Raw genomic sequence first — 1,623 nt, forward strand, 5'->3', positions numbered from 1 at the left:
TATGCCTATGAATATCCTATATCGGATTTAGCAGCATACACCAGTGGTACACACGAAGTATTATTAATGTTTGAAGTCTTTAAAAGTAAACGTATTAAATCGCCTAGATATTTCTAAAAACTATTCTAATATGAAAATTAAATTATTAACCCTTTTATTAGTTTTAGTCAGTACTTTGAGCTTTGCTCAAACCAAACTAGCAGATAAGTTTTTTGAAAATTATGGCTACGTAAAAGCTATTGAATTATACGAAAAAGTAGTCGAGAAAGGAAAAGAAGATGCACACGTATTAACGAGACTCGGTGATGCCTATTACAACAATTCTAATTCTGAAAAAGCGGTCTATTGGTATGAAAAAGCTTTAAGTAAATACTCTAATATTGAAGCGGAATACATTTATAAATATATTCAATCCCTTAGAAGTATTGGTAATTATAAAGAAGCCAATATTTGGTTTAAAAAATTAAGCCAAGCCCAACAAGGCGATAGCCGTTTAAAAGGGTACGATCCCGACAATATTGATATCTTTGATCAACTAACCTCTAAAAATATTGATCTTGTAGTTACCTTAGAAAACCTGCCTTTTAATTCTGAATTATCAGATTTTGGATCTTATGTAAAAGACAGTACGCTCTACTTTGCTTCCGCTAGAGGCGAACATAAAAAAGTCTATAACTGGAACAAAGAACCTTTTTTAGATATTTTTCAGATCCCCATTAAACAAGACGAAAATGAGGAAGGTGAAATCATTGAAACCTACGGATCGCCTTCTGAAATTATTGGAGAACAAGTAAACACAATCTATCATGAAGCCTCTATTGCCATCACTAATGATGGTAAAACCATGTATTTTACTAGAGATAATATCAATCAGCGTCAGCGCTTAAAATACGATAAAGAAGGAACAACACACCTTAAAATTTATAAAGCCTCTTTAGTGGGTAAACAATGGACCAATCCTGAAGAATTACCTTTTAATGATGATGTGTTCTCTACAGGACATCCGTCTCTAAGCGTAGATAACAAAACTTTATTTTTTGTCTCTGATCGCGAAGGTGGTATGGGACAAACAGATATTTATTCTGTAGACATTAAGGAGGATGGTTCCTATGGAGAACCCGTAAATCTAGGCAATACGATTAATACAGAAGGTCGTGAAATGTTTCCTTTTGTAAGCAAAGACAGTACCTTTTATTTCTCTTCTGATGGCCATTTAAATTTAGGACTATTAGATGTATTTAAATCTAATATGCTTAAAAATGAGTCTTCTGAACCTGAAAATATGGGTGCCCCTTTTAACAGTGGTTATGATGATTTTGCGTTTTATATTGATAATGAATCCCAAAAAGGATACATCTCTTCTAACAGACCTGATGGGAAAGGCGGTGATGATATCTATGGCTTTACAATCTCTGAATGCCATCAAATTATTTCTGGTATAGCGTCAGAACACAGAACCGAAATTATTTTAAGTGAGGTTAAAGTCCAACTTATTGACCAAACCGGGAAAATTATTGATGAAATTATTACTGATGAGGATGGTGCATACACCTTTGAGGTTGAATGTAACCAAACTTATACCATACTAGGAACTAAAGAAGATTACCAAGAGGACAAGAAAAT

At 33.5% G+C, this 1,623-nt stretch carries 1 protein-coding gene; it reads left to right on the plus strand.

What is annotated here, in order from left to right; genetic code table 11:
* Positions 1-130: 130 nt before the first annotated feature.
* Positions 131-1,623: hypothetical protein (locus tag ACJBCC_RS17190; protein WP_407557918.1), on the plus strand; the 1,493-nt coding region annotated here is incomplete at its 3' end.

Source organism: Winogradskyella sp. 4-2091 (genome assembly GCF_045765065.1).
Classification (GTDB): domain Bacteria; phylum Bacteroidota; class Bacteroidia; order Flavobacteriales; family Flavobacteriaceae; genus Winogradskyella.